We start from the raw sequence: 25797 nt of genomic DNA, 5'->3' as shown, positions 1-25797 counted from the left end.
AGTGAGTGCGCCAAGGCGCGCGGCACGCGGCCCCTCCTCCTCGACCCCTCAATTTGAGACAGCGTTGTCCACAATCGGGGGAAAGGCAAGCGGCCAGTCGGTGCTGACACGCATAGGGGGCGTTGTGAGCGCTATCTTTTCGTGATTTACTCCGCTGTGGAGGAGGAGGTGATTATGAAACGAGGGGCTGCCATTATCGGCTGTGTGCTGGCGTTGTTTTTTCTGGGACCGGCCACGGCCCAGGACGATCTGGCCAGCAAGATCATCAACGACCCGGGCAATCCGCAAGTCACGGGCGCGTCGGCCAAGCTGCGTGAGGATCCTGCAGTACAAGGCGGACAGGCCCTACGGATCGCGGTCCGCCGTAAAGGCGCGAACCCGTGGGACGTTGCGGTGCAGACGACGATCGACAAGCCGGTCAAGGCTGGCGACTCGCTGATCTTCGCCTTCTGGGCACGGCTTGAAAAGGGCGAGAACGGCGCCACCGAAACGGTCCTGCCCTACAACGCGGTGCAGATTTCGGCGGCGCCCTATACCGCGCTGTTTGTCGAACCCGCGACTATCGGGCCGGAATGGAAGATGTTCGAAGTGAAGGGCAAGGCGGCCAAGGATCAGGCCGCAGGCTCGCTCAACGCGACGATCCACCTGGCGACGGCGGCGCAGACGGTCGATCTTGGACCTCTGATCGTGGTCAACATGGGGCAATAACAACCGGCGTCCCCGCTGAGTCCGGGGAAAAGCGCCGAACGAAAGCAGCGGATTGCGTGCTGCGCGCGTAAGGAAAGCCATCCGCTTGGGGAGGGAAAATGGAAAACAAGTCGACGGTGCGCGCGGCCTTTATTGCCGTGACCACGCTGTTCTTCGCCTGGGGTTTCATCACCTCGCTGATCGATCCGCTGGTTGCGGCGGTGAAGGGCATCTTCACGCTCACCGACGTGCAGGCGCAGCTTTCCGCATTCGCCTTCTTCATCGCCTATGGTCTGGTGTCGTTTCCAGCTGCGGCGCTGATCTCGCGGGTGAAGCCGGTGCCGGCGATCCTGCTCGCGCTGGGGATGATGGCGGTTGCCTGCCTGATCATGCTCGGGGCGGCCAACCTGGCGATCTACACGCTCGTGCTCGTCGGCCTGTTCGTGCTGGCGAGCGGCATCACCATCCTGCAGGTTGCGGCAAATCCGCTGGCCGCGGCCCTCGGCCCTCCAGAGCGCAGCCACTTCCGCCTCACGCTATCGCAAACCTTCAATAGCTTCGGCACTTTCATCGGCCCGTTCCTCGGCGCGGTGTTGTTCCTCGAAGGGGTGGAAGTGAAGGAAGGCACCGCGATCACGCCGGAGGTGCGCGACGCCGCGCTGGCAGGCATCGACCGGGCCTATTTCTGGATTTGCGGCTTGCTGCTGCTGCTGCTCGCCTTCTTCTGGTTCAACCGCAAGACGGTGGCGGCCGCTGCGCCGGAACCAGCTGTGTCCCACGGAATCGGGGCGATGATCTCTGACGCGATCGCCTCCAGGTGGGCGTTGCTCGGAGGTGCGGCAATCTTCCTTTACGTCGGGGCCGAAGTGTCGATCGGCACGCAGATGGCGCTGTTCCTGAATTCGGACGGCATCTGGGGTGGCTCTGACGCGCCGTTCGGCGTGCCGCTGCTCGGCCACGCGATGGGCAGCGACGGCGTGCCTGGCGTCAGCCTGCAGGAAGCCGGCAAGGCCGTGGCGTTCTACTGGGGTGGTGCGATGGTCGGCCGGGCAGTCGGTTCGGCGCTGTTGGCACGTTTCTCCGCCTGGCGGCTGCTGGCGCTATTCACCGCCATCGCCGCGGGCATGTGTGCTTATGTCTTCGTCATCGGAGGCGTCACCGCCGGATTCGTGGCGCTGAGCATCGGCCTGTTCAACTCGATCATGTTCCCGGTCATCTTCACGCTCACGCTCGAGCGTTCGACGGCAAGCGAACAGGCGACTTCGGGCCTCCTGTGCACGGCGATCGTCGGCGGCGCATTCCTGCCGTTGCTGGTGGGCGCGGTGTCGGACAACGCGGGATATGTCGCCAGCTTCGTAGTGCCCGCTGCCTGCTATCTGTTGCTGTGCGTCTTCGCGCTGTCAGCCGGGCGGGCGCGAGCCGTCGTGCGGACTGCGGACGTGACATTTCACTGAGCCACCGCGACGCCAGAACGAGTGAAGTCTAAAAGTGCACCGCCCCGTCGCATGGCCGTCCTGCAATAGGCCGTTTGACGGGGCGGTACTTCATGCCGGCGAGAAGTTGGGAGGAGGCTCCGGCATGATGGGTCCTGAAGTCGCCGCTTTGAAGACGACTTTCCGCAACCATCGGCCTACGCCCCTTTTTGTCTTCAAGGCATCAGTGAACTCCCTGACCGGCTGAAGGAATTTCCCCGACCGATGGGATGGGTCGTTGGCATTGAAGTCGGGGTGAACCTCCTTCGCTGCCAGCAGCAGATGCGGAATTGGCGTCGCCGATGCGCTTCCCGTGAAGGTGCGCGGCTGGTGACCAAGCGTGGGCTCCAAAGCCTGCTTGGCATGGTGAGCGAGCGGCGCTGAAGATTGCCAAACGTCCGATGGGTTGGAGCAAATCGCGACGATCGCCAGCGGCCGTACCTTGCCACGCTATATCATGCCTGAAGGTTCCGGACCGTCCTGCAAGCGGATTGCGTCACAAACGACGTCAAACCCTTGAGTTAACGGCACAAAAATAGCACCGCACTGACAAGAAAGCAATTGCCAACGCCCAAAAAGGACGGCAGTGTCGGCCTCGGTCGAGGGGTCGCCAAAAAGTGGGGCGCCGCCAAAATGGTCTCGCGGCGACGCCCCAGGGGTAGTGCACCCCCCGGGTCTTGGGGTCGAAGGGGATGCCATGTCGTTATGTCCGTGGCTCCCCTGACCCTCAATAAGTGATGATACGTAAGGTGTTTCTACGTAGTCGGCCTCCGGCTACGTAGCATCGCCTTCGCTCAACCGCCCCTCTCGCGCCACACCGCGAAGAGCCGGGAGGCAGTCGCTCGCTGAGCGAGGCTTTGGCCGCTTCAACAGGAAGCGAAATAGTCCTGTGCCGCGCCCCGGCATTCTCCATGAAAAATCCATTAACTATTCGTAATGATTTCGATTAGGTTCGATAATCTAGCGTTAATGTGAATCTTGAAATAAAGATGTCGTGGCGACTAGATCAGCCATATTTGAATAACGTCACCCATGAATCGTTGGTGAAATGCCAATGACGTGTTTGCAATTGCTGCGGCATCGGGGGTGCTTCCAGTAGGTCTTTTTGTAGAGGGCCTTCTTCGTTCGGCATACGTAAAAATGCCTATATTCAGCGAGGCTAGCGCCAAGATATGGCGCGGGCACGTGGGGCGCTCAGCCGACTTTTGCCGCCCGATTCGATCAGATGCTGCGTGCCTGATCGATTCAGCGTCGGCCAAACCAACGAGAGACTGAAAATGTTCGATTCATCTCCGAATGAAAGCAATCAATGGCGGTTCAAATGAAACGCTTGAACAACACTAATTACTTGAGGTCCCTATTGGCCAGTGCGCCAATAGGGATGATCGTGCTCGACCGTCGTCTAATGATTGTGTCCTTCAATAGCGTGGCTGAATCCATATTCGGCTACAGCGAAGGGGAAGTAGTCGGCAAGCACGTCAAGATCCTTCTTCCGGAGGCAGATCGCAATCGGCATGCCGCCTACCTCAGGCGCAATATCCGTGTGGGTTGGCCCAATCGCATCGGCCTTGGCCGCGTGCTGGGCCGCGTCGATGTCGCGCAAAGGCGCGATGGCAAGGTTTTCCCGGTCCAGTTGACCATCGGTGAAGCCAGAACTCCCGAGGGGGTCGTGTTCACGGGGTTTCTGCACGACATCACGTCGCGCCAGCAGGCGCAGCAGGAACTGCATGAGTTGCGCGATCAGCTCGAGCACGTGTCCAAGATGAGCGCGGTCACCACGCTGGCGCAGTCATTGACGCATGAGCTCAACCAGCCCCTGACGGCCATTGCGAGCTACATGGAAGCATCGCGCGATCTGCTTGAGGCTGCTGATCTCGACCGGGCCATGATGCGCGAAGCGCTGGATGAGGCCGCGACACAGGCCATCCGCGCAGGGCGGATCATTCGCCGGATGCGCGACTTCATCATGGAAGGTGAATCCGAAAAGGGCGTGGAGAGCATCGCCGATGTCGTCAATGAAGTGACGGTGCTGGGCCAATTTGGCCCAGCTACGAAAAACGTCCATCTGCAACTCAATCTCGACCCCAGCATGGACCGTGCGGTGATCGATCGCACGCAGATCCATCAGGTGCTGCAGAACTTGATCCGCAATGCGCTCGAAGTGATGCGGGATTCGCCGGTTCAGCGGCTGGAGATCAGTTCACGCAAGGTGGACGACGGCGCGCTCCGCATAACCGTGGCCGACAGCGGCCCGGGCCTCGCGCCCGGCGTGCGGGAGCGCCTGTTCGAACCATTCTACACGACAAAGCGGCACGGCATGGGGCTCGGATTGCCGATCTGCCGCGCCATCATCGAATCTCACGGGGGCAAACTGTGGGCGGGGCCGTCTCATCTGGGCGGGACCGCATTTCATTTCACTCTACTTACAGGAACATTCCCCGAGGTGACCCATGACTAAGCGACTAGTCTATCTCGTCGATGACGATAACGCTGTTCGTCGGGCCGTATCATTCATGCTGCGTACCGCCGACTACGATGTAACGACTTTCAAATCCGGCGACGAATTCGTCAAAGAGTCAGACACGCTTTCTCCAGGTTGTGTCTTGCTCGACGTGCGCATGCCGGGAATTGACGGCCTGGAAGCGCAACGCCTGATCGCTCACAAGGGCAGTGTCCTGCCGGTCGTGATCATGACTGGCCACGGCGACATCGCGATGGCTGTGCAGGCTATGAAATCCGGCGCAGTGGATTTTCTCGAAAAGCCCTTCGAGAAAGCCATGCTGGTGAGTGCGTTGGAGCAAGGCTGGCTGCGGCTCGAAAAGTCGGACCGCTTGCGGCTCAGGTCAACCGAAGCCGCGGCGCAGCTGGAGATACTCTCGCCTCGCGAGCGTGACGTGCTCAACGGCATGGTCGAAGGGCTGCCGAACAAGGCCATCGCCCATGACCTCGGCATCAGTCCGCGGACGGTGGAAATTCACCGGGCCAACGTCATGTCCAAACTAGGCGTCAAAAGTCTCTCCGAAGCACTTCGTCTCGCTTTTGCAGCGACTGAGAAATTCGAGTCCGGGTGAAGGTTCACGCACGGCGGTGGGTGATCCGGAAAGCTTGCGTATTGTGGGGTTCCCGCCGCCGTCTGATGCTCGCTGGGGCCGGGCATCGCTGATCCGCCACCGTCAAGTCATCGAATGCCAAGGCGTCTACGGGAACACACTTATTGGTAGCTGGATGTCCGCTCTTCATATCGCCGCTCCGTCGCGATCTCGAATCAGCGTTTGAGCTCAGGGCCGATCGCGCCGTTGTTAAGAGTAAGGGATTTCCATGAATTCGAAGCTTTTTGTTGCCGCCGCCTTTGCGGCTGTGATCGCCACGCCCGCATTTGCCAATCCGGCTTCGGGTCCCCGGATCGAGGGAGTTGTCGGCTGGGACAAGCCGAGCATCGACGGGCTCGATGACGCCCAGAACGGAGCCGACGGCGTAGTTTTTGGTCTGGGTGTGGGCTATGATACGGTCGTCGCAAACGCCTTGGCGATCGGTATCGACGCCGAAATCACCGACGGCGACGCCGGTTGGAAATTTAGCGATGATGAGGACGGCGCTTCGCTGCTGTTCGGCCGCGATCTCTACGTCGGCGCCCGCTTTACCACGCAAGCTTCAGACAAGATCTCGCTCTATGCAAAGGTTGGCTACACCAACGCCCGTCTGACGAGCGTCGTGACGGAAGACGGAGTTTCCGAAAAGGACTCCGCTTCTGCGGAAGGCTTCCGGACCGGCCTCGGTGCGCAGTACCTTGTCACCAACAACGCCTATCTCGGCACTGAGTATCGTTACTCGAACTATGAAGCTGGCTTGTCGCGCCACCAGGTCGTGGCCACGCTCGGCTGGCGCTTCTAGGCTCCATGGGGCGCGGTCCGGCCCTTTCGTTCGGACCGCGTCCTCAACACCGCACGCGTCGAGTTGTGACCACTAGTGCGGCCGGACCGGCCGCCGGTGTTTGTCCCGCTGGACGAAGGGGGGGGGGCAGCGCCTGACTTGATTGCGTGTGGTCGTTCGCCGCGGCGCCCGAAAAGGGCGCCGCGGCATTTCTATTTGGGCTTGGCGTTCCGCAGACACTCGGCCGGAAACAATCCATTTCAACAGTTTATCTACGGAGATTTGCGTACAGAATCCCGAAGACGGAACCGATATCAAAGTCATGCTCCATCGAACCGGTTGAGCTCGAAGAAAGACACGTCGGGGCCTTCGCGTGCTCTTACCGGCGTACCCTACGGGTGAAGTGCAGAATTGAGGATCGGCCGTGTCTACATCGGTTAAAAGGCAACAAGACCTTGTCTCTTATGAATTGGGCAATGAAGTTCGGGGTTTCGAATCCGGCGAATTCCCGGATGACGAAATCGCCTGGCAGGTGCTGTCTCAGAAATTCAACGAACGCTTTCCTTCGGCAGCCGGAAGGCATGTCGAACTGCGCAAAGTGATCCGTTGGGGCAGAGTTGGACCAAGCGCTTGATGCGCTCCGGCCGCTTTGGTCCATTCCGCTGGCGGCGATTCAGCCAGAAGGCCGGTCCGCGGGGTCGTTAGCCATGGCGAGCCGAACGACCCGAGGGGTTTGACCTTCTAAGAGGCAATCCGTGCGAAGCTCATCTGTCGATGCGACTGCCGAATGCCTCACCACCTCACGCGGTCGGAAGAATATCCAGCTGCAACTGCTGTGTGTCGAAGCCCTGCTCGCCGGGGATCGCCGAAATCGAGCGCTCGCGAATGCGCGGACCGGTCGAGCGGCTGAGGACAGCCTGGCCGGATCCGTCGAGCACCACGGTATCAGACCCGGCGATGATCCGCGCGCCGCGCAGAGTGCCAGGGGTGTACCTGACCATCAATTGATAGCCGCCAGGTGCGTTGCAGTACTCACGGAAGGTCCCGAGCGAAATGCCACTGCCCTCACCACCCACGCCGAAGCCGGCGGCTTGGTGCTGCACGGAGCAATAGATGGGAACAGTCGCTCGAAGGTTGAAGCTGAATGACGAGTTCGCATAGGCGACAGTCGGCAACACTACGAGCGCGACGCCAGCAAGACCAATTGAGAACTTATTAACCATAACGACCCCTTCCGCCTTTTCAAAGGCTTCAAGGGCAGTGATTAGTTTCCGATAGCTAAGTTGCGGTTAACAGGCAATCGGGTGTTCTCTGGATGACTTCCGCTCGTCCGGAATTTACCTCGCAGTAACGGAAATCGAAAGTACGTCGCTGTAGGTGCCGGCCCGGCGATCGGCGACATCGCCGATCACGAATTGAATCGGCAGGGCTTCACGGCGGAAGCCTGATTCCGGCGATCCCGTGATCGTGCTCGCGCCCAGGAGGTTGACCGAGTTACCACCGATAGCGACCGAATACGGCACGTACCATTCGCTCGACCCGAGACGCAGGCGACCCGAGTTGGCGGACGAGACACTGACGTCGTAGCGGCCGGTGCTGTTGACGCGAAGCTGGAGTGGAACAGGAGCAACTCCGGTCCGGAGCTCGCCCAGGTCGACGACGGCGTGCCCGTTCTGCATCGCATAGGCCCCGGCCAACCCGAGACGGGCGGACGGGAGGACGTTGAGGCCAAGGACGATCCGCGCTCCTGCAAGCGCCCTGAAATTGTCGTCCTGCGCTTCGAGCGTCACGTCCTGCGTGAATGTGCCCGCGTCCCGCACATCGTCAGGATCGGCCACCAGCTTGAACAGGACCGTGCGCGTCTGGTTGGCGCCGAGGACCATGTCGCGCTGCGAGGAATTGCGCAGCGAACGGCCCGCCCGGGGCGTCACGTCTTCGGTGTCCGTCAGATTGAGCAGGGCGTATTGGATGGGCCGGCCGGTTCCCTTCGACAGGCCGAACGGCGGCTGGTTCAGTTCGAAGTGCGGCGTGAAGCGGCATTCTTGCGAACCTTCGTTCATGAAGGTCACGCCGAAGGTGCCTTCAGGAATGGAGCCGCCGAATGGATCGTAGCCCTGGATCATCCAGGCCGATGGCACGGCGTTCATGCGCATGACGCAACCGGCCTCTGGCGAAGGGCCCGGATTGTCCTTTGCAAGCGCCGGCGTAGCTAACGCGATCGCGGCCAGGAAGAGTGTCGGACGGAGCATTGTCTGTCTCCTAGTTGCTCAAGCCCGGCTGAACTGTGCCGAGATTGACGAGGCCGTCGGTATCGTTCGGAACGGAGAATTCGAAGCTCCGGTCGATTGTACCATTAGGTCCATAGGTTTCTACAAGATAACGGCGGCCAGGAAGCAAGTTTGCGATCGCAAAGCGTCCCGCTGAATTGGTGAAGAATGGCGTCGGTTCCGGAGTGTCTCCGTCCGAAACGTCGAGCAGCGTGACGCGACCGCCGATCAAGGCGACAGGCTTGTCCGGAGCGGTAACGAGAGTGCCCATCGCGCTCACGAACGCGTCGGTTCCAACCTTGTACACGTAGCCGCTCTTATACGGCGGATTGACCCGCAGCACACCCGGTCCAGTGTCGTAGCCCGTCGGCGGATCCTCGACGTCGTACTGCACCGATTGAACCACGTACGATGCAAGGAAGTTGTTCACTGCTGATCCTAGAGCGCCGCTCCGGCCGATATAATTGTTTTCGGCCAGGGATTGGCCGGCGACGACACTGCGTTTGCCAAGATTTTCATGCGGATGAAGCAGCATGAAGCTGTCGTTGATCCGACGTCCCATGCCGAATTCGCCGTCCGCAAACGCCAGGGTGGTGCCCACGCGGACCGAGGTGGCGTTCACGTCCGCAAAGTTCGAGAAACTCGGGCCGTAAGTCGCGTGGCTGACCGCGGCGTCGAAACGGTTGGCAGAATAGGACGCGTAGCCTTGCGCTCGCATGTTGCCATCCTGATGCGCGACCACACCGCCGAAGCCGAGGCTGTTGATCTCGTTGAGGCCGCTCTGATTGTAAGAAACCTCGCCCAGGTTATCGCGGCTCTCGTATCGGGCTTCGGCACGCCGGCGGTAGTCGGGCTGGAAGATCAGACCAACGTTGACGCTGAAGCCGGTCCCTCCGGAAAATGCCGTCGGGAACTTGGCGTAATCGGCGCCGGCCCTGAAGGTCCAGCGGTCGTTAAGCCGATAATATCCGGTCGCTCCAACACGATAGCTATCGCCGACAGAGTCGCGGCCCTTGAGATAAGATGCCGTGGCTGTCGCCAGGAAACGGAAGCTGAATTGCCGGGTGTACTGCGAGGAAAACGAGAACGACGTCGTGTTTATCGCTTCGGGATTCCCTAGCGTCGCAAAGCCGGACGAAATGTAGTCCGCCCGCAGCGAGAAGTTATCCGCCAGGCCCCCCCGGTCCATGAACTGTTCGTAGCTCACGCCACCGGCAAAACCCTGGTCGGCGGCTTCCGAATTGCTGCCGGCCATGTCGAGAAGAATGCGGCCGCCGTTCCCGAGCACGAACTGGCCTTGACCGTTGAGAGTCTGCACGTCCTCGCTGACCTGCAAGCCGACGCCGAGCGCCGGTTTGTTCAGGAACGCCTTGCGGAAGAAGCCCGTGAAAGCGACCGGACCCTTGTAGTCCGGCGCTGTGCTGAAGTTCCGGTTCGTCGGGCCGAGAAAGGCGCCATACTCATAGTCGCCCGGATCGAGGTCGATCGGGTCGAGGTACTGTTGGAACGACAGGCTCTGGAGGCTGCCGGTGTTGTCTTCGACTTGAATGTCGATGTCGTTGCTGCCGGCGATGAGCGGCAGCGAACTGAAATCGTAGCGCCCCGGCTGCAACCGCATTTCGCGATAGAGAGCGCCGTTGCGCATGAAGCGGACGGTCGATTCTCGCTGTAGTATCAGCTGGCGGTTGGCCTGCAGGATCGCGGAGCGGAAGGTGTTGAACCGGCGCTGCTGGCGGAGCACGCCGATACCGCCCATCTGGACGTAAGACTGCTGGCCGCGGATCTCGGGATCGAGATCACCGATCATCCAGCGGCGGTAATCCTCGGGTTCGTCGTAGACCACGCGGGCGTAGTTGCGCTCGAACTTGTATACTTCTTCGCCCGTGTCTTCGACGCTCTGCCGGAACTGGGCGTCGCCTTCGAAAACCACGTTCCCGTACCGCATCGCGCCGTCGAAGTTGATGGTCGGCGGAGCGACGTCGTCCGCTTCCCAGATATAGGAATCGACGAGGTTGAGATTGAGATAGGCGGAGAAGTCGGCTGGCTTGAGCGTGACGTCGTTCAAGTCTTCGCGAGGCGGGGCGAACAGGTTCTGGATGGCGCGCTGCTCAGGCGAGACTTCGACCACCACCACTGCCAGCGAGCTGGGATCGTAAGTAAGTTCAACTCCAGCGCCTTCGAGTTCCGCGGGGCCAAAGGACCTCACGTTCTGAAGCCGTGCAGCCAGCGATGCATGCGCGGGATCGTTGAGGATCGGGCGCATGAGACGGACAAACGTTTCGGATTCCAGGAGGAATCGGTCATCCGCCGTAAGCCGCATGGGAATTTCGCCCAGGCTGCGGTTCTGGAACGTCAGCGGCACCGTCATGTCGATGTCGCGATCGTAGGGATTGATGTCCGGCCGTCCGTGCGGACCCATCGGTACCTGCGGTATGATGGGCGAAGAGGTTGGCGTGGGCGCCGGGACTTGCCCAGGCAGCGGGATGGTTGCCGGAGTGCCTTGCACCGAGCCATTTGCCCCCTGTGGCAGGGGGAACGACGCTTGCGCAAACGCAGTCCCCGCCCACAGGGCAGATAGCGCCACCGAGCAGAGTGCGTAGCCGAGTCTCACTGGATGAACGACAGCGTGATGGGGCCTTGGCCGAAGCCGGGAATCGGAACTCGGAAGGTGCGCTGGCCGAGTGCCGGCACGTAGCCGGTACCTACGGCCTGGTTGAGTTCTTCGGGCGAGACTTCGACGCGGAGTTGCTTTCCGTTCGCGTCCAACCCTTCGAGGCGCCAGCCGAAGTTCGACATCATCGCATGGCGGCGGCCATCGTTCTTCAAGGTGATTTCAACGCCGTCCTGGAGCGCTGGCAGGGCATCGGTGCCCGGCGCGGCCGGCGGCTGGTAGTTGAGCTGGTGAACAGAAGTCGCGCTGACATTCGGCTTCGCGCCGGGAGGGGCGACCACCACCAGGGCGCGCATATTGTAGAGCAGCTGTACCTGCGCTGCGACACCCTCTGCCGAGTTTGGCTCGAAGGATACGGGCAACTGCTGGACGGATACGTAATAGGCCTGCGAGGCGGCGAGGTCGGGCTCACCGACCCACTGCAGGCGAATGACCTGACGGCCGCCGGCGGGCAGTACACCCTGCGGCGGGAAGATCAGGAACTTGTCGTCGGCGGGCGTCTCGACGATGTTTCCGTTTTCGTCGATGTTCATGAGGAAGACGCGGGTCTCGAACGCCAGGTTGCCCTGGTTGATGTTCTGGACCTCGACGCGCGCGATGGCATCGCTGCCGCGCGTTTCCATTTCAACCACCATCGGCGAAACGCGCATGGCTGCAGCCGGTGTGCTCAGCGCGGCAAAAACCGCAAGCGCCGCCGCGAGCGCGCAAGCGCGGCTCTTCAACATCTTCAACACTGTCATGGTATCCTGCCCACTACCCAATGACTGCAAATAGGCATGCGTTCGTGAAGAAAGGGGAAAGATCGCTCTTCCCCCTTTCTCCGAACTTACGCCTGGACCTTAGATCGCGCGCAGCGTGATCGTGGTCTGACCTTCGTAGTTACCGGCGACCAGGCCCTTGCCGGTCACGACCGGGGCAACGATGTCGATCGCCATGTTCGAACGCCATGCGCCCTGCTGCTTCTGGGCAGCGTTGGACACTTCGTTGACGGTCAGCGACTGGTTGGTGCCGGTGGTCTGGGCGTTCAGGGCAACGCCCGTCCAGCGAGCTTCCACCTTGTAGGGGATGTTCGCCTGGAACTGGTTGGTGTCGTAGCCACCCGGGTTGTTGTTCACGAGGCCACGGATGTCGTTCTTGTTGATCTCGACGACGTTGTTCGTGTTGCAGCCAGCGGTCAGGGTGTCGATGTCCGCAGCAGCCGGGCCGACCATCTGGAAGGCCGACTGAACGTTGACGTTGTTGCCGGTCTGGATGCCGATCACGCCGAAGTCGATGTCACGAGCGTTGCTGTTGTTGCCCGAGTAGAACGAGCAATCCTTGTTGACCTTGCCCTTGAGGGTGAAGGTCACGTCAACGCGATCGGTCGCAGTGCCGATGTCGCCAGCCGCACCGGCGAACGCGGTGTAGCGGGTGCCGATACCATTGGCGATGGCGGCTTCGGCCAGGCCAGCAGCGATCAGGCCGCCGATGCCGGTCGGGTTGGTGAGGGTCACCGAGCCAGCGGCGTAGTGGACCTGGGCGGTCTGGGCGGCAGCCGGGGTGGCGATACCGACGAGGGCGATGGCGGCAACAGCGCCGCTAAGGATCGTCTTCATAGCTTACTTTCCTCTGTTGTTGCCGCACCCGGTTGAATGGGTAACGGCGGGATATCTGCACCGAAGTAGTGGGGACCTGGAGAGCAGCGGTGCCTACTCCCCCGGTTTACGTTCGCGGATGGACCGCGACCGAATTCGTAATGTCAGTCAGATCGGAGAGACGGTGATCGTGATCGTCTCCGTGTATTCGCCGGCGAGAAGTCCAGCCTCGCCCGAAGGCATGCCGAGCTGGACTCCAAGGACCATTCCATCAGTGGCGATGCCGCCGTTGCTGGAAATGACGCCGCCAGACTGAAGCTGCTGGCTGCCGAATGTCTTGCTGAGGACTTGCGTCGCGGGATACCGGACCGGCATCTGCACCGCGAGCGAGTAGGGAACGGCTCCACCGAACGGACCCTGGCCGTTTGGCATCGTAGTATGCGTTAGGGCGCCGCGCGCACCTTTGATCGTCATCGTGAAGGGAACGTTGCAGTCGAGGGCGACCTGGGTCTGGAATCCGAGGCTGCGGCGTTCGAGATTGCCGAAGTCCATGTCGGCCACGCTGCCCATGGCGCAATGTTCACGGATCGAGCCGTTTACCGCGACGTCGAGCGAGCGCACGTTCTGGATTTCATCCGCGCTTGCAGGCCTCGCAAACGCCGTTGCGACAAGCGCCATCAGCAGGAACCGCACTGACCCCTCCACCCCATAATGCTCGGGCTGCGTAAGCGCTGCCCCAGGCGACCACTCATTCATGGGAGAGCCCGTACGACTCATCCCCTCCAATGAAAAAAAGTTAGTACATCATTAAGTTGCGGCGGGTAGTCCCAAAATCGAGTTGTACTGAGATGGGGCAGGCACTGGGGATCTGGACATCCTCGAAAAGCCCAGGAGTCTTGCGGCGTAAGATAGTTAACGGCCCCTCTGTGGTGAATCGAGATTCAGCCCAATCGTCCTGAAACGAGACGGTGAAGTTAAGAATCTTAATAAGTTAGGGATTGAATCGCTAATTTTGGCAAATGTTCAACTCGCCGCGAGGACTCTCGACTTCTTGGCCGGTACATTGTAGATTCTCGAAGAAACCAAGGACCTGGCTGGGCTTTTACGAAAAGCATGGCGGCGATGGCCTGATTAACTATTCATCAACCAAGCACTGCGAGGGCTCGGTTATGCCCATTCGCACTCCAGTTGAGCCGCAGGATGCGTCTCCAGTTCGGGGCGCGCATCGCGTTCGGCTAAAGCTTGAGGTGTCCGGTTCGTTCGAGAACGGCAGCCAGACGAGCGCGCTCGTGCAAAATCTTTCGGCATCAGGCATCCTGATTGAAACCGGTGAGGCTCTGTCGCTCGATCAGAGGATCGAGGTCGACTTGCCCGAAGCGGGTCAGGTCGGTGCGACGGTCATCTGGACGAGCGGGACGCTTTCGGGTTGCCGCTTCGATCGGCCGCTTCCCAAAGCGGTCTTGAGTGCGGCGCAGTTGCGCAACCCATCACCGCTGGAATCGCATTCGTTTGATGCTTCCGATGACGCAAGCTCGCGCCAGTTGCTGGCAAATCGCCTGCTCGATTTGCGCCGTCGTCGCGGCTTGAGCCGGTCGGCTCTGGCAGAGCGTGCTGGCCTGAGTGCACCGAGCCTGTGGGCGTGGGAGACCGGGCGGGTCTCGCCTCGTCGCAAGAACCTGCTCGCGTTGGCTCGAGCCTTGGACGTCTCGGAGCGGGAGCTCCTCCCCGAAGGCGATGCAAACACGCTTTTCGGCCAGCAGGATCAGGCCGATCCAGCTAACGCCAAGAGGCTCGAAGACCTCATTCGCTCGACCAAGCGGCAGATTGCCACCGCCGCCGGGGTCGATGTCGAGCATGTGAAAATTACCATCGAGCTGTGAGCCCGGCGATTGATCGCCGGTTGACCCGCACCAAATCGTGGTGGCAAGCGGCGCGCGGTTGACGGGCGGGCTTCACCCCGCACCGTGAACCACCGACTTGGCTTGGGAGCTAATCCTCCAAAGCAGGTCTTGGCGCGTGTAGCTCAATGGTAGAACAGAAGCTTCCCAAGCTTCCAGCATCCGCGGAATTCCACCATTTTTGCTATAAAAACGCTACGAACTGCGCTCAATCTACCCATTCCTTGCGGCCTTTGCGCTCCTCGTCCGTAAGCTGCGGGTCGGGATCATCCGGGCTAAGCCGATCATCACCACATGCAAGCTCATGCGCGCCAAGCGGATGGATCGTCCTCTTGCGCCACCAAGGCCAAGCCCTGCGCGATCGATGTCAGCTCGCCGCCCGACGTGATTTGTTCGTTGCGGAAGCGGCTTGTGAATACCTGTCTGACAGCGGGTACCAACGACGTCCCGCCGGTGAGGAACACGCGATCGATATCGGTTTGGCCGACTCCGGCATCTGCGAGCGCCTCGTCCACTGCCTGGGCCATCCGGGCGACGTCGTTGGCTATCCAGCTCTCGAACTCGGCACGCGTCACTACCGCCTCGATTTCCAGGCCTGCACCTGAGAAGCTAAAGGTCGAGCAGTCCTCAACCGTCAACGCGCGTTTCAGCCGCGTCACCGCATCGTACAATGGGAAGCCGAGCTCGTTGTCTATCATCGCGATCATGCGGCCGATCGCTTCCGGCTCCAGCGCGCTACGGCGAAGCCGTTCGAGTTCGTCGAGCGTGCGTCGATTCCGCATTAACGCGAGCTTGGACCAGTCAGAGAAGTCGGCGAAATAGCCAGGCGGAATTTCAAGTTCTTTATCGAATGAGCGATAGCGCCCGCCTTTGCCAAGCATCGGCAGCACGAGCCGATCCATGATGCGCTGATCGAACCGATCGCCCGCGAGCCCCACGCCGGCGTGGCCGAGGGGAATGCACCGCTGCGGCGTACCAGGTTCCCGCACCTGAACCACCGAGAAGTCGCTCGTGCCGCCGCCGAAATCGGCGACCAAGAGCGTCGCTGGCTCCGTCAGGCACGCTGCGTAACTGAAGGCGGCCGCTAGCGGCTCGTAGACATAGTGGATTTCCCGCGCGAAGCCTTCGAACATTGCGTCGTAACGCTGCCGTGCAAGGCCCGGATCAGGGCTCGCGCCTGCATATTTTACCGGTCGCCCCACCACGATCCGGTCTAGCCCGTCCAGCAATCCTCCTGCGTGCGACGCCAGCTTATCGAGGAAGAGTCGGCCCAACTCCTCGAAGCGATACGGGCGCGTGAACACTGACGCTCGTTCGAATGACCGGCTAGCAGCGACTGATTTGAACGATTGCAAAAAGCGGCTGTCGCTCGGGAACTCGAGATATTCGTGGATCGCGGCCGGACCAGCCTCCACAGCCAAGCCACCTCGCACATCCTCATCGCGCCAGAAGCATAACGCCGACCGAAACACTTCAGCCGGCCCACCGGGGCCGTCGAGCGGGACAAGATGCGGCTCCTGACCGAATCCGCCGGGCAGAGCCGCGACAGAGTTGGTCGTTCCGAAATCCAGGCCAGCCAAGCCACGGGAAATGAGAGAGTTCATGTGATCATGTAAGCCTGCGTTGCACCTTGGGCGCGCCTACGTTCGTGTCCACGCGCAGACAAGCGGGGTGCTCAGACTCTTAAGGCTTCGGTGTCGTCCGGTTGTGGCGCCAATGGGTGGAAAGCGGACGTTTCAGTTCGCATCGTGCAGGTCGGAAAGCAGACGTCGCCTAAGTCAGTTCGCGCCCAAGTCGCTTCCGAACGGCCTGCCTAGCACATTCGCGTCCTTCTTCGGCCAAAGGCATCTGCCTTACTATCGGATCGACTATAATCCGAAGCTCAGCCTCTCGTTCGATGATTAAGTAGCCGCCAAGTCTGCAATCTCGCCGAATCTCGGAGAGTATCCGCTTCGTCTCCTCATCATTCATTGGTTGCAAAGCCCCGCCACAGGCACCGCACATAGAAGCGGGATCGCTTTCAGGCTCCAAGTGCCGCTATGCCGGAGGCCATAGATGGCATCTATGAGATCTATACCATAATGGCATCTGGCGTGATGGGCGCTCTCTAACGATGCTGAATTGGTTGCAGATATCATTCTCGTCCCTCTGCGTGCTGGACGAAACCACAGCGGGCAGGGCGAACATTGCGGGTGTTGGGTATGAATGGAACTCGCGTAGGTAAAAGGCTGATAGGCACCCAGGCGCCAGTCACTGTGGGGTGGGAAAACATACCCCGCGTAGAGGGCGGCCCGGTGAAGCAGTTCATCTTTACCTGGTTCCAGCCCACGATGCTCTTCGCGCTGCTCGCGTTCTGGTACTACGCGCCCAATTCGATCGCCAAGGCGTCAACCGCTATCATGATCGGCATCGGCTTCCGGGCGTTTCTGCTGGCACTGGAATGGGTCAACCCGCGCTTCGACAGCTGGCGCCTGACCTGGAAGGAACTGGCGACAGACCTGTTCTATGTCGGGCTCGGCTATACGATGCTCCGCCTGGTCGACGAGTACATCGGCGACGGCGCCATGGTCGAAGCCGTTCAGGGTTCTTTCGACTGGGACAAGTTCGCGTGGTTCATGGGCCTGCCACTTCTGCTGCAGGCCTTCCTGATCTCGTTCATCTTCGACTTCGGGCAGTACTGGATGCATCGCGGGATGCATAACTGGCATCCGCTGTGGCTGACCCATGCACCGCATCACTACATCACCCAGTTGAACATCAACAAAGGCGCGGTCGGCAATCCGGTAGAGCTGTTCCTGATCGGGCTCGGTATCGGCGGGTTCTTCGACTTCCTGCCGCGGGCCGCCCTGCTTGCCGGCACCCTCGGTCTGGCGGTCGGAACCTACCAGCACATCAACGTGCGCTTCAACTCGCCGCGCTGGTGGCGCTTCGTGTTCAACACCACCGAGCACCACAGCGTACATCACTCGCAGGACTTCGAAGCCAGCCGCAGCAACTATTCCGGCACCTGGATTATCATCGACCGGATGTTCGGCACCTGCGTCGACGGTGAGGCCGAACTGCTCGGGATGGAGGGCGGACGCCGGATGTCGATCCGCGAGACCATGGTCTATCCCTTCGCCGAGGGCTGGAAGACGTTCAAGGAACGATTTGGCAGGCAGGAGGCGGTGCCGGCCGAATAATGCAACGGCTCCGTTCGTACGATCACTCACCCCATTCATTTTGGCCATGCCTGGCCGCCACTAGCGGCGCCGGATTGAGCCTGGCTGTCCCGGGCCTCACCGAACAGTTCGCTCAAAAGGAGATCACGTGAACCTGCGCTTCACCGACTGGATCTGGCACGTAAAAGGCAGCCTGGCCCTCGCTCCCGGGCAATCGAGCGATGAAGCCTTTGACAGGCTCGACCCCCTGTTCCGTGAAACCGGCACCAGCCACCATCGGAACGGCGACACGCTGACGTTTCGCAAGAAGGACCAGGCGGCCCAGGACAAGATGTCCATTTTCACCGATGGCGTCCTGCAGATTGAGAGAGGCGTGAGCGGGCTGGTCCTGCGCTATCATCTGACCAGCCGGGCCCTGCTGCTCTGCTTTCTCGCGCCGCTGCTGTTCCTGGGCTTCGCTCAACTGACCATAGCCATCGGCATTCTCGACAAGCCGACAGCCCAAGAGTTGGCGGAAGAGAAGAAGAAGGAGGAGGAAGAAGAGAAGAAGATTGCGGCGCGGCCGCTGAATCCGATCGACAAGTTCCTTGGCGCGCCGGCACCCGAGAAGCCGAAGAAGGACAAGGATAAGGACAAGAAAAAGAAGGACGAAGAGGAAGATCACGGCCCTTCGCCAGTGCCCGCCTATGTCTTCGCCGGGATCTTCGCAGCTCTGTATGTCGGGGGACGCATCCTCGAAGACAGGCTGGTCAAGTCGCTGTTTAGAAAGCGCTTGCTGGGCTCATAACCTTACCCGAGCCGCCCCTTGTCTCCGTTTCAGGGGCGGCGCTCAGACGGGAACGAGGTCGGACCGGTAGCCCCAATCCGACCAATCGTCAGTTACCGGCATTCAGCCTTTCGATATAAGCGCGCCAGCCACCGAGATGGGTAATATCCTCCGCGCCAGTCAGGGCGCGGGGCTCGGCAACGAAGCCTTTGACGCTGGTGCCATCGGCCAGGGTCACCGTTCCGATTGCTAGCGGGGCCGGAACCTCCACGACGAAGCTCCCGAAGGCCGCGACGTCGAGTTCATAGACTTCGACCGCGATCGATGCGCCCTCGTAGCTGTGGACCAGGGCCGGCTTGGGCGGAACGCTGTCCGCCATCGCGTAGAGGCGATAAGTCGGCGCTGTTTCGAAGGCGCCGACGAAGGTCGCATCCCGCGAGGTCAGCTGCCAGTGCAGCGGCATATCCTTCAGGTGGGCGCCGACAACGGCCAACTTCACGGTTTCCATTCTTCCCTCCAAGTCGAGTGCGGGAGCGGCCGGCAGGTCAGCCGCCGCGAGATAGGTTTCTGCCACTGCAAGCAGGCCGCGGTCGCCGTCGGCGGGGCCGATGAGGGTGATGCCGAAACCGGTTCCGTTCGAACGGGTACCGGCTGGCACCGCGACCGCCGCCATATCCAGTAGGTTCACGAAATTGGTGTAGCGGCCGAGATTGCTGTTCAGCGCGACCGGCGACGCGAGCAGTTCCGCAACTCGATAAGTGGTGCCGGTGGTCGGGAAGGCGAGCAGGTCGACCGTGTCCCATAAGCCGTCAGCGTGGCGCTTCAGCTCGGCGAGGCGGTAGATGCCGTTCCAAAGTTCGACCGCACTTATGTCGCTGCCCGGCTGTACGACGCTGCGGACGGTCTCGTGGATCGCGTCGGGGTTGCTCGCCAGCAACCCAGCGATTGCGGCGGTACGCTCTGCGACCCAGGGTCCGCCGTAAAGAAGCTGAGCGGCCTCGAGCAACGGCTCGAGGTCGATCTCGACGATCTGTGCCGTCTCGGACAATCGGTCGAGGGCGCGGTCGTAGAGATATTCGGACTGGCTGTCGCCGAACCACACACGCTGGCTGTGGTAGGGCACGCCGATGCGCTCCGGCTGAACCGGCGCGTCAGCCAGGGGTTTCGAATAGGGATCGGCGGGGTCGAAGCTGGCCACGACCTTATCGACCAAACGCGCATCCGCCACCGTGTCCGTGAAGACCGTAATGCAGTCGAGCGTGCGGCACGCAGGGACGAGACCGCGCGTGCTCCAGCGGCCCTTGCTGGGCTTGAAGCCTACCAGGTGATTGAAGGCGGCGGGGACGCGGCCGGAACCCGCAGTGTCGGTGCCTAGCGCGAAAGGCACGAGTCCGGCCGCAACAGCGACCGACGACCCCGAGCTGGAACCGCCGCTTACATAGGCCAGGTTGTAGGCGTTGCGCGGGATGCCATAAGGACTGCGCGTGCCGACAAGCCCGGTCGCGAACTGGTCGAGATTGGTCTTGCCGACGCAGATCGCCCCCGCCGCTTCCAGCCGTTCGACGACGCCCGCCGATCCCGAGGGCCGGTAGGCGAACGCGGGACAGGCCGCGGTCGTCTCGAAACCGGCGACGTCGATGTTGTCCTTCACCGCATAGGGGACTCCGGCAAGCGGAAGCGTCTCGCCGGCCGCGAGGCGTGCATCCACCGCGCGGGCGGCGGCCAGGAAGTCCTCAGGCTCAATCCGGCTGATCCAGATCTGCGGCTGGACGGCGTCATAGGCGGCGAGGCGGGCCAGGGTATTCTCAGCCACTTCGACTGCGCTCGATGTCCCGCTACTGACAGCGTTAGCGATGGCCGCCACGCCGCATCGGTCCAGCGCGGTCATCAATGCGGCCTCAGCGCGAGCATCGGCGTACCGGGTTGCAATGACTGCCGCTCCTGCATGTAAAGCGCCGCAATCGTGCCGCTACCGGGGCTTTCCAGCGGGCATTCCATCTTCATGGATTCGATCACCGCGATGATGTCACCTGTTTCGACCGTATCGCCGGCAGCCACCATCAGCTTCCAGACGCTTCCCCCGAACGGCGCTTCGATCACGTCTGCTCCTTCCGGTACTTCAATGGCAGCCGTCTCGACGCCCGCGGCGGCGCCACCGTCCGCGAGGTCGGTAACCCGGTCGAATTCGCCGGACCGCTGCCACTCGGCGCGCTCCTCGTCGAAGGCCGCCTGGCGTTGAGCCTCGAAAGCAGCGATCGACCCGGCATTCTGCGCGAGGAATGCCCGGTAATCCGCAAGGCGAAATTCGGACTCCTCAACTTCGATCGAGCGGCGGCCATTGGGAAAGTCTCGGCGCCACTCGACGAGCTCTTCTGCGTTGACCTTGAAGAAGCGGATCTGGTCGAAGAAACGCAACAGCCAGGGTTTGCCATCGACGAAGGCATCCGTCTGCCGATGCGTGTTCCACACCTGAATGGTCCGCCCGAACAGCTGATAGCCGCCCGGACCTTCCATTCCGTAGATGCACATATACGCGCCCCCGATGCCCACGACATTGGGCGGGGTCCAGGTCCGTGCGGGGTTGTACTTGGTGGTGACCAGCCGGTGCCGTGGATCGACCGGTGTCGCTACCGGCGCTCCGAGATAGACGTCGCCCAATCCAAGCACGAGATAGCTCGCGTCGAAGATCAGGCTCTCGACCGCATCGGCATCGGGCAAGCCGTTTACACGGCGGATGAACTCGATGTTGTCGGGACACCACGGCGCGTCATCACGGACGGCGCCCATGTACTTCTCAATGGTCTCGATCGTTGCCGGATCGCGCCAGCTTAGGGGAAGGTGGACGATGCGCGAGGGGGCCGAGAAATCCTCAAGATCGCCGAGCGCTTCCTCAGCTGTCATCAGGACGGCGAGGGCGCCGCGCTGGTCGAGCACATCGCCATCGAAATGCAGTTGGAGCGAACGGATGCCCGGCACGATGTCGATGACGCCGGGCAAGGCCAGCTCCTCGAGCTCGGTCATCAGCGCGTGAACGCGGATGCGAAGTTCGATGTCGAGCACGATCGGCCCATATTCGACCAGGATGTTGCGGTCGCCCTGCTGCCGGTAGACCGTGCGCGGACGCAAGCCCTGTGCCGGGGTGCTGGCGAGGATGGGCGAAAGGGTCGCGATGTCGTGCGCCGGCGCTTCCGTTGCGAGAAGCTCAAGCGGAGCCTGGTTCGCCGCGGCGGCGTCTTCCGCAGTGACCGGAACGAACCGCAGGCGATCGTCCGGGGAGAGTTGCCCGATCTTCCAGCGATCAGCCGCGATCACCGTAAACGGACAGACGAACCCGCCAAGGGACGGGCCGTCAGGGCCCAGGATGATCGGCATGTCCCCGGTGAAATCCACGGCGCCGATGGCGTAGGGATTGTCATGAATATTGGAGGGGTGGAGGCCTGCCTCGCCGCCATCCTTTCGGGCCCATTCCGGCTTGGGCCCGACCAGGCGAACGCCGGTGCGGTTGCTGTTGTAGTGAACCTGCCATTCGGCGGCGAGGAAGGCGCGAATGTCGTCGTCGGTGAAGAAGTCCGGTGCGCCGTGCGGACCGTAGAGAACGCGCAGCGTCCAGGTCTCGCCGAAGTTCGGTGCGGGGCTGGGCAGAGCCGGCGTCGCAACTTCCGCCGTCCCGAGATGGACCGTGTCGCCGGCCAGCAGTCGCCTTGCCGCATGCCCGCCGAACTGACCGAGCGCGAAGGTGCTGCGGCTATCGAGGTAGGGCGCGATATCGAGCCCGCCGGCGAACAGGATATAGCCGCGCATACCGCCGCCTGAGGCCCTGCCCAGGGCAAGCGTCTGGCCGGCCGCAATGTCCAAGGCGGTGCCGCGTTCGACGGGCTTGTCGTCCAGCGTGGCGCCGAAATCGGCACCGATGACGCAAACGCGTGCGGGTGCGTTGAAGACCAGGGTCGGACCGCTGGCGGTAACCTCCAGCCCGGCCGTGCCCTCGGGATTGCCGAGCACTCGGTTGCCGATGCGGAAAGAGCGATCATCCATCGGGCCCGACGGCGGGACACCAATCGCCCACAGGCCTTGCCGGCCGGGCCAATCCTGCACGGTGGTCGCGGTGCCGCCGCTGACCACGCGGAAGCTGCGCGGATTGTAGGTGACCGTCTCGAGCAGTTTGGTCGAGACTTCCCCGCTGGCGAACTTCCCGTTCCTCACGACATCACGCAGCCAGCGTAAATTCGTTTCGATGCCGTCGACCCGGCTTTCATCGAGCGCGTCCTGCATCGCCGCAATTGCCGCCTCACGCGTCGCGGCGTGAACGATCAATTTGGCGAGCATCGGGTCGTACCAGGCGCTGACCTCGCTGCCGGCCATGCACCAGGTTTCGGCGCGGATGTCCTGCGGAAAGCTGACGGCCGTCAGTGTGCCGCTGGTGGGGCGATAGTCGAGCGCGGGATCCTCGGCATAGAGGCGCACTTGCATCGAATGGCCCTGAGGCACGGGCGGTTCGCGGTCGAGGAACGAGAAATCGCCGGCGGCCCCGCGGATCATCCATTCGACCAGATCGATCCCCATCACCTCTTCGGTGACGCCGTGCTCGACCTGGAGTCGGGTGTTCATTTCAAGGAAGAAGAACTCCTGCCGGTCAGCATCGAACAGGAACTCGACCGTACCGGCGGAGCGATAATTTGCCGCTTCGCCGAGCCGGACGGCGGCGGTGATGAGTTCGGCGCGCTTGGCTGCGGACAAGAGCGGGGCGGGCGCCTCTTCCACCACCTTCTGGTTCCGGCGCTGCAGTGAACAGTCGCGTTCGCCCAGCGGCATGATCCGGCCTTCGCCATCACCGAAGATCTGGACCTCGATGTGACGCGCGCGGCCGATATAGCGTTCGAGGAAGACACCGGCATCGCCGAAATTCCCCTCGCCCAGCCGAGCGACGCCCGCGAAACCCTGGCGCACAGAGGCCTCGTCCTCGCAGATGCGCATGCCGATGCCGCCGCCGCCGGCGGTCGCCTTGAGGATCACCGGGAAGCCGATTTCCCGCGCAGCACGGGCGGCTTCTTCCTCGTCCGTCAGCAGGCCGGTCCCGGGCGCCAGCGGCACACCATGCTCGGCCGCTAGCGCCCGAGCGCTGTGTTTCAATCCGAAGGTGCGGATGTTCTCCGGCGTCGGGCCGATGAACACGATCCCGGCGGCAGCGCAGGCATCGGCGAACTCGGTGTTCTCCGCCAGGAAACCGTAGCCCGGATGGATCGCGCCCGCGCCGGTATCCTTCGCGGCCTGCAGGATTGCCGCGATATTGAGATAGCTTTCCGCTGCCGGGGCGGGGCCGATGCACACCGCCACATCCGCTTGCGAGACGTGGAGCGAGCCGGCGTCCGCCTCGGAGTAGACCGCGACCGAGCGTAGACCCATGCGGCGCACGGTGCGGATGATCCGGGTGGCGATCGCCCCCCGGTTTGCAACCAGGACTGTATCGAAGCTCATGCGGTGACGATCATCCGAACGGGAGTGGGATTGAAGGCATTGCACGGGTTGTTGATCTGCGGGCAGTTGGACACGACCACGATGACGTCCATGTCTGCCCGTAGATCGACCGTCAGGCCGGGTGCGGAAATGCCATCGACGATGCCCAGCGCACCGTCCTCTTCCACTGGCACGTTCATGAAGAAGTTGATGTTCGAAACCATGTCGCGCTTGCCGCGACCCTCGCTGAGGTTGGCTTCGAGAAAATTCTCGACGCAGGCGTGCTGCGACTTGGTGTGATGGCCGTAGCGCAGCGTATTGGACTCACACGAACACGCCCCGCCGATCGTGTCGTGATATTCGACCGAGGTGCCGACGATGGTCATCATCGCGCTTCCTTCGTTGGAGCGCAGCACCGTGCCGGAGCGCAGGAACAGGTTCCCCTGCGCCGAGACGGTATCTTGCGCGCTGTAGCGCTCGGCATCGTCGGCAGCGGCATAGAGCAGGAAGTCGACCGCTTGGTTGCCCTCGAGGTCGACGATGCGCAGCGTCTGGCCAGCGGCGACATGGTGCAGCCAGGGCGCTCTTGCCGGGACGATCTCGTCATGGACGACAGTGCCGGCAAGGCCTGAGAGGCCCGGATCGGTGGTCATTTTGGCCTTGGCGTCCTTTCTAGCGACGGAAATAGTCTTCGACGTTCAGGAAGGCCCGCAAACCTTCCGGCGTGGCCGAGCGAATGGGGTCGGTCTCAGGGGTGACCGGGCCTCGCCAGGCCGAGACCCGCAGCGGCGTTACGGACCATTGCGCGCGCGGATCGAGCACGTGCGGGCAGTTGGCGATCACGACGATCACGTCCATCTCGGCCCGCAGGACCATGCTCCGCCCAGCCTCATAGGGGCCGACAAGCGGAGTGATGGTCCCGTCCGCCTCAATCCGCGTGCCCTTGAACAGGTTTACGCAGGGGTGGACGTCCCGCCGCTGCAGCCCATGCTTGGCCGAACCCAGCACGAGGCGATCGCGCCCATTGGGAAAGGCGCCACTGTTGCGGCCTTCGCCATATTTCGCCTGGTTGGTGGCGGCGTTGGAGGTGCCGCAGAAGGCGTCATGAGTTCCCGCCTCGTCCGCGAGGATGCTCATCAGCACGCGCCCCATGTCCGACAGCAGCAGCTTACCGGCGCCGAGGTAGGCGTTCCATTGCACCTTTACCGTGTCGGCGACATTGAGCCGCTCGCTCGGCATCTCGGCGTTGTAGATCAGCACCGACGCACAGGCGTCGCCTTCGAGATCGATCAGGCGCAGGCGCGAACCGCGGGCCAGCCTGCGGGTTGCATAGCCGCCGGCGGCGATTGTTTCCTCCCACAGTAGGTCTTCGGCAGGAACGTCAGCCGGAAGGTCTCCGGCGACGGGCGGCACTTGCGGCATCGCTTCCACGACCGTGCCAGCCATGGCGCGAGCATGGTCGCGTGCCGCCATTGGATCGGCAAGCGCGCCCATCACGCGATGGTTTCCTTTTTTGCGGGGCCTTCGCCCACCAATTCGTGCAGCGGCGGGAGCAGGGCCGTGGTGGTGACGAGCTGCAACTGATGCACGCCGCGGATGCTGCGCAAGGCATCGCACAGCTCCTTGAGGCGAATGGCCGGGCCCTGGACCAACAGCACTTCGAGAGACTGGTCGTCCTCCAGGAACACGTGCTGGGAGGAGATCACCTCCTTCAGGTATTCGACCTGAGTCTCGGCAAGCTGCTGGCGCACCCGCCCGCGATTGCCGCGATAAACCAGCGTGACAGTACCGGCGAGCATGTCTTCGGGGCGGGTCAGCGCCTCATGTTCGGCCAGCGCGTGGCGGATCAGTTCGGCGATCAGCTGGGAGCGCGACGGAAGGCCGCGTTCCTCGACCATCACATCCAATTGACGGAAGAGTTCTGCCGGAAGGCTCATGCTGAGCCGGGCGAGACTGGTGGGATCGGGGGTCATCCTA

The 25797-nt window shown here is 62.1% G+C and carries 21 protein-coding genes; 9 read left to right on the top strand and 12 right to left on the bottom strand.

The genetic code is table 11. The annotated features are described in order from the left end of the window. The first annotated feature begins 174 nt into the window (after window positions 1–174). The 6 genes from ASD76_RS11490 (at window position 175) to ASD76_RS18310 (ending at window position 6663) form a co-directional block, all read left to right on the top strand. Window positions 175–708: a hypothetical protein gene (locus ASD76_RS11490; RefSeq protein WP_055923206.1), complete on the top strand. Its 534-nt coding sequence runs from the start codon at window positions 175–177 to the stop codon at window positions 706–708. Between the two features lie 98 nt (window positions 709–806). Further along, complete coding sequence (locus ASD76_RS11485; protein WP_055923205.1) at window positions 807–2141, top strand: MFS transporter; 1335 nt, start codon at window positions 807–809, stop codon at window positions 2139–2141. Between the two features lie 1327 nt (window positions 2142–3468). Then, window positions 3469–4617 carry a sensor histidine kinase gene (locus ASD76_RS11480; RefSeq protein ID WP_082553801.1) on the top strand — a complete coding sequence of 383 codons (1149 nt, stop codon included), beginning with the start codon at window positions 3469–3471 and terminating at the stop codon, window positions 4615–4617. After that, the gene (locus tag ASD76_RS11475) at window positions 4610–5230 is read left to right on the top strand and encodes a response regulator transcription factor (RefSeq protein ID WP_055923203.1); all 621 of its coding nucleotides are present in this window, start codon (window positions 4610–4612) and stop codon (window positions 5228–5230) included. The genes ASD76_RS11480 and ASD76_RS11475 overlap by 8 nt, the downstream gene beginning before the upstream one ends. A gap of 247 nt (window positions 5231–5477) precedes the next feature. Then, window positions 5478–6050: an outer membrane protein gene (locus ASD76_RS11470; RefSeq protein WP_055923202.1), complete on the top strand. Its 573-nt coding sequence runs from the start codon at window positions 5478–5480 to the stop codon at window positions 6048–6050. A gap of 403 nt (window positions 6051–6453) precedes the next feature. Beyond that, on the top strand, window positions 6454–6663 hold the full coding sequence (locus tag ASD76_RS18310; RefSeq protein WP_156457692.1) for a hypothetical protein: 210 nt from the start codon (window positions 6454–6456) through the stop codon (window positions 6661–6663). A gap of 166 nt (window positions 6664–6829) precedes the next feature. Here ASD76_RS18310 and ASD76_RS11465 read toward each other — a convergent pair whose 3' ends face one another. The 6 genes from ASD76_RS11465 to ASD76_RS11440 all read right to left on the bottom strand — a co-directional run bounded on the left by ASD76_RS11465 (window position 6830) and on the right by ASD76_RS11440 (window position 13297). Continuing rightward, window positions 6830–7252, bottom strand: coding sequence for a hypothetical protein (locus ASD76_RS11465; RefSeq protein WP_055923201.1), 423 nt, complete (start codon window positions 7250–7252; stop codon window positions 6830–6832). Between the two features lie 114 nt (window positions 7253–7366). Beyond that, complete coding sequence (locus tag ASD76_RS18640) at window positions 7367–8278, bottom strand: hypothetical protein (RefSeq protein ID WP_055923200.1); 912 nt, start codon at window positions 8276–8278, stop codon at window positions 7367–7369. 10 nt (window positions 8279–8288) lie between these two features. Beyond that, on the bottom strand, window positions 8289–10715 hold the full coding sequence (locus tag ASD76_RS11455) for a fimbria/pilus outer membrane usher protein (protein ID WP_055923199.1): 2427 nt from the start codon (window positions 10713–10715) through the stop codon (window positions 8289–8291). Between the two features lie 188 nt (window positions 10716–10903). Next, the gene (locus tag ASD76_RS11450) at window positions 10904–11707 is read right to left on the bottom strand and encodes a molecular chaperone (protein ID WP_055923198.1); all 804 of its coding nucleotides are present in this window, start codon (window positions 11705–11707) and stop codon (window positions 10904–10906) included. 99 nt (window positions 11708–11806) lie between these two features. Continuing rightward, on the bottom strand, window positions 11807–12562 hold the full coding sequence (locus ASD76_RS11445; protein ID WP_055923197.1) for a hypothetical protein: 756 nt from the start codon (window positions 12560–12562) through the stop codon (window positions 11807–11809). Window positions 12563–12709: 147 nt separating this feature from the next. Then, entirely contained in the window at window positions 12710–13297 is a 588-nt protein-coding gene (locus tag ASD76_RS11440; protein WP_235506696.1) for a hypothetical protein, read from the bottom strand. Window positions 13298–13560: 263 nt separating this feature from the next. On the opposite strand from ASD76_RS11440, the gene ASD76_RS11435 reads away from it, so the two are divergent. After that, window positions 13561–14421 (top strand): helix-turn-helix domain-containing protein, encoded by an 861-nt coding sequence (locus tag ASD76_RS11435; protein WP_082553800.1) that lies wholly within the window; start codon window positions 13561–13563, stop codon window positions 14419–14421. Between the two features lie 320 nt (window positions 14422–14741). Here ASD76_RS11435 and ASD76_RS11430 read toward each other — a convergent pair whose 3' ends face one another. Next, window positions 14742–16043 carry an Hsp70 family protein gene (locus ASD76_RS11430; protein ID WP_055923195.1) on the bottom strand — a complete coding sequence of 434 codons (1302 nt, stop codon included), beginning with the start codon at window positions 16041–16043 and terminating at the stop codon, window positions 14742–14744. A gap of 597 nt (window positions 16044–16640) precedes the next feature. Between ASD76_RS11430 and ASD76_RS11425 the strand changes: the two genes are divergently transcribed. Together ASD76_RS11425 and ASD76_RS11420 are read left to right on the top strand one after the other, a co-directional pair. Continuing rightward, window positions 16641–17621, top strand: a complete 981-nt coding sequence (locus ASD76_RS11425; RefSeq protein ID WP_055923194.1) for a sterol desaturase family protein — start codon at window positions 16641–16643, stop codon at window positions 17619–17621. Window positions 17622–17748: 127 nt separating this feature from the next. Further along, entirely contained in the window at window positions 17749–18387 is a 639-nt protein-coding gene (locus tag ASD76_RS11420) for a hypothetical protein (protein ID WP_055923193.1), read from the top strand. A gap of 88 nt (window positions 18388–18475) precedes the next feature. Here the strand turns inward: ASD76_RS11420 and atzF are convergent, their stop codons facing one another. From atzF to ASD76_RS11395, 5 genes are read right to left on the bottom strand one after another with little or no spacing between them, the layout of a single operon-like run. Beyond that, window positions 18476–20254, bottom strand: coding sequence for an allophanate hydrolase (gene atzF, locus ASD76_RS11415; protein ID WP_055924188.1), 1779 nt, complete (start codon window positions 20252–20254; stop codon window positions 18476–18478). Continuing rightward, window positions 20254–23841, bottom strand: a complete 3588-nt coding sequence (gene uca / locus ASD76_RS11410) for an urea carboxylase (RefSeq protein ID WP_055923192.1) — start codon at window positions 23839–23841, stop codon at window positions 20254–20256. Before uca ends, atzF begins: the two co-directional genes overlap by 1 nt. Then, window positions 23838–24473: an urea amidolyase associated protein UAAP2 gene (locus ASD76_RS11405; protein ID WP_055923191.1), complete on the bottom strand. Its 636-nt coding sequence runs from the start codon at window positions 24471–24473 to the stop codon at window positions 23838–23840. The genes uca and ASD76_RS11405 overlap by 4 nt, the downstream gene beginning before the upstream one ends. A gap of 19 nt (window positions 24474–24492) precedes the next feature. Further along, window positions 24493–25314, bottom strand: coding sequence for an urea amidolyase associated protein UAAP1 (locus ASD76_RS11400; RefSeq protein ID WP_055924186.1), 822 nt, complete (start codon window positions 25312–25314; stop codon window positions 24493–24495). Beyond that, the gene (locus ASD76_RS11395; protein ID WP_055923190.1) at window positions 25314–25793 is read right to left on the bottom strand and encodes a CopG family ribbon-helix-helix protein; all 480 of its coding nucleotides are present in this window, start codon (window positions 25791–25793) and stop codon (window positions 25314–25316) included. Before ASD76_RS11395 ends, ASD76_RS11400 begins: the two co-directional genes overlap by 1 nt. Between the last annotated feature and the right edge of the window lie 4 nt (window positions 25794–25797).

The sequence above is a fragment of the Altererythrobacter sp. Root672 genome, assembly GCF_001427865.1.
Taxonomy (GTDB): Bacteria; Pseudomonadota; Alphaproteobacteria; order Sphingomonadales; family Sphingomonadaceae; genus Croceibacterium_A.
Note: the sequence above shows the minus strand (reverse complement) of the source record. Positions and strands in the feature narration are given on the sequence as shown.